Below are 3,417 nucleotides of genomic sequence, written 5' to 3'. Positions count from 1 at the left end.
GGCGACGTCGACCGTGCCGGTGATGGTCTGGCTGGCCTGGTTGACCGGTCCGCCGGTGCTGGTGATCGCAACCGTCGGCGCCGCCGTGTCCAGGGTGAAAACAACGGATCCGCTCGTGGTAACGTTGGCGTTAGGGTCCAAAGCCACGATGCTGTGGTCGCCGTCACCTGCCAGCGTGACTGCTATGCTCCAAACGCCGCCAGAGCGGACAGTAACCGTTCCAATTTGCGTGGTGACACCGTTGTAGGTGTCATACAGCGTCACCGTGCTTCCAACGAAAGCGGCATCAACAGTTCCGCTGATCGTCTGACTTCCTTGGTTGATTGGACCGCCTGCGCTGCTGATAATTACAGGTCCGAACGAAGTCGCGACAACAGCTTGCGGCGTATCCAAAACGGGGACGAGCGGTTTCGATGCGGACGCAGAACTTCCCGTGACGGAAGCTAGGGTCACAAAAACCGGAGTGATCGATCCGCCACCCGCTTGGCCCTTCACGTCGTCTGCAATGACGGTGGTCGAGGCTTCGGTAGGTGATGGTGGAGGACTCCCAGCGAACTTCTGCAGCGACTTTGTATCGGCATCTCCTCGCTTGCCGTCGCTAGGTGCCGGAGTGTCTGGGGCGATCTGTTTGCCGATATCGTAGGTCGTCAACACCTGCTGGAAAGCGCTGAATTCCTGCGCGACCTGGCCTGGGCTCTTACTGATGGCTTGGGTGATCACCTCGAAATTGGCAGTTGGCGTGATGGTCAGCGATGGACCGTCGCTGGTAACTATTCCGATTGGATCCCCCGCGGTACAAACGCCTTGAAGCAAGTTAGTTGGGACGCATTTGAAGACCTGCACGGAATGAATCTGACCATCTTGCTGATCGGCAACCGAGATCGAGACCTGCCCATCCACCGCATCGACGTTAAGAAGAACTGCGGTACCGCGAATTCCAATCACGGCACTTGGCGTCGCGATCTGCATGTCACCCGTTTTGGCGACCTGGCCAGCGACGAAGCTGGCCGCGCCTTGGACGAGAGTGAACATCGAATGGTTCGCGCCACTCGTCAGACTGACTAAGGTACCGCTCGCACTACTCTGCCCTTCATACCCCAATTCGTTCAACATGAAGCGAGCGTTTGCACTTAGGTTGAACGTTGAGCCGTCGATTAGAACCAGGCCGATGGTAGAGCCACTTCCAGTCTGCACAACGTCGTTCTGATAGACCACGTCCCCGTTGTTCGCTTCGATGGTAACGCCATTGCGAACGATGCTGGCGCTTCCCGTTATGGTGGCGACATGGCCGATGACCTTTACAGGCGCCGCATTTCCTCCGGCTTGAGCAAAGGTTTGATAGCCCGTCAGCGCTTCGACGACTCTCGCATCGAGTTGCGCGCCGTCTGCCGAAATGAGCGGCGAACGCTTCTCACCGAGAAAGTAGTTGTGAATCGAGACCCGATGGTTGGGATCAGAAATGATGAGATCGGGGCCCGAACGTGCATATTCGCCCGAGAATAAGAGATGTGCGTCCGGAATGATGAGTGAATCAGTTGGGCCAGGCTCAAGGAGGCCAAAGGACCCCCACGCGGCCTCAGATGCAGCAACATCAAGCATTGGGTTTAATGGGGTATTCAAATCCGCGACCCCATGAATAAATTTGCTAATTAATCACATTTAATGTTAATAACACCCGATCGACGGACTGAAAAGCGTTTTTGCAGGCAAAGCTGTATTGGTTTGAAGTCTGTTGATCGTTCGACGCGCAACAATGCGCTCGCGCGTTATGTGGCGCGATAGTACGTGTACGGCGGCGGGACGAGTTGATCTGAATAGTCCCGCATCCAGCCGGACACACCGCCAGAGTCCAACTCGCATGGTGCAACCGAGAACTTTTCGTCGCATGGACATCATCGAGGTGCGCCGTCAACTAGTGCACGCGCGCAACCGGCATTCCAATAACAGCCTTATTGTAAGGCGTATCAACGGCCTGCTATGCCGCATTTATCACTTGGAGGAAGCGCTCGACCCTAGCCAAGGTGAGCGAATCCGCAAAGCTGTTCAAATTGTGCTACGAGATACGTCGAAGAGTTAGTTTGACCTAAGTCCCGGATCAAGCGGGCAGACAGCAACAGCAGGTCCAGAGCATTGGCGCGAGGGCGTCGCCGATACGTTCTCCCACGATTGAGAATGCCGGCCTTTAGATCTGGATCCAATTTAGGCCATGCCAGCATTGATCTGCATATCGGCCCGTAGGTGCATTCGCTCTCGCGGTGATCTCTGTGCATCTCACTTGCGGACCAGTGGCGCATTGGATCTCGGTTGACCGTTGTTAGCTCTTTTCTGCGGCGTTGAAGCCGGGCTGGCGGCTGCATGCTTGTCTGGCACCATTAGCCTCGACGGCTATCTGAAACGACGAGGCAGACAGCAGCTCCATGGCTGATTGTTCTTCGGTCAGGCGCCTCTCAACATACTGCCGTTCAATCTCAGTCAGCGTAGTTTGAAGCAGGCCCAAATACCGCTCAACGTTCTTTCGATAAATGCGCAAACGAACAAGCTTCTCGTCGATCATCTTTTATCCCGATGAATGGGTGCAATACGCCTGAAAATACCTCTTGAAGAGGCTATTTTTAAATGAGTATATTTAAATTTGGTGTATTTAAAATGGCAGACAAATTCGGTCGGGTCAAGAAGGGGTATCTGCGATGAAATCGATCATGCTCGCAGTCCTAACTCTGTTCGCGATTTCAACCGTCGCGCCGCTCTAATCATCGGCAGCGCTGGCCCAGCAAAACCCACCCGCCAAAGCCAAATTCGCTGAGAAGGGATGCAGGCTGGACGCACGGTACGCCTGCTAATGAGTGGCCTCACATCGCGGCGGCTCGCGAGCCTACATGAAACGTGGGAGCACGGTTGTTGGGTAACGTATAGCGGCCGCTGGGGCAAAAGCCGCTGGCGAGGAATCTTTGTTGGACATGACCTAATGATGAAGCGGCAAACCACGCTCTTCGGGACCCGGAAGCACCGATTTGGTGCAGGCACGAGCGATGGAAGCGCCACTTACAATGAAGGCCAATTTACGATTGGCTCTCGCATCGAGGTAAGGCCCTCAGCGGGGCCACGGTTGTGCGGCAAAACCGGAACGCTGATTGGTGCTGGATACCATCCCAGGAGTCTCCGCGTCATATTGGATGGTTCAAAATCACCAATAACCCTTCACGTTGCATACGTTGCAATTGTAAATGAGAAATTCTGATTGATGCTGCGGCAGCTTGCGTGACGAGTTCATCATCCAGCCGCGGCAGCGACAAATAAGTCTGGTTGATCTGATTCAGCGTAAGCGCTGTTCAGCGGCCACCTACCGGATGACGGTGTGATCTGCGAGTCTGCGGTTCGGTTTCGACCGTTAGGCTTAGAATGGACACAGTGCATACT

At 54.9% G+C, this 3,417-nt stretch carries 2 protein-coding genes; both read right to left on the bottom strand.

Going from position 1 to position 3,417, the window contains the following annotated elements; all coding sequences use genetic code 11:
• Window positions 1-1,620: FecR domain-containing protein (locus IVB42_RS14020; protein WP_247470456.1), on the bottom strand; the 1,620-nt coding region annotated here is incomplete at its 3' end.
• Between the two features lie 694 nt (window positions 1,621-2,314).
• On the bottom strand, window positions 2,315-2,554 hold the full coding sequence (locus IVB42_RS14015) for a hypothetical protein (protein ID WP_018456086.1): 240 nt from the start codon (window positions 2,552-2,554) through the stop codon (window positions 2,315-2,317).
• Window positions 2,555-3,417: the final 863 nt, after the last annotated feature.

Source organism: Bradyrhizobium sp. 45, from assembly GCF_023073155.1.
Classification (GTDB): domain Bacteria; phylum Pseudomonadota; class Alphaproteobacteria; order Rhizobiales; family Xanthobacteraceae; genus Bradyrhizobium; species Bradyrhizobium canariense_D.
Note: the sequence above shows the minus strand (reverse complement) of the source record. Positions and strands in the feature narration are given on the sequence as shown.

Excerpts from the sequence above, each read along its gene's own strand:
- IVB42_RS14015 (WP_018456086.1), bottom strand. The coding sequence starts at position 2,554 with ATGATCGACGAGAAGCTTGTTCGTTTGCGCATTTATCGAAAGAACGTT.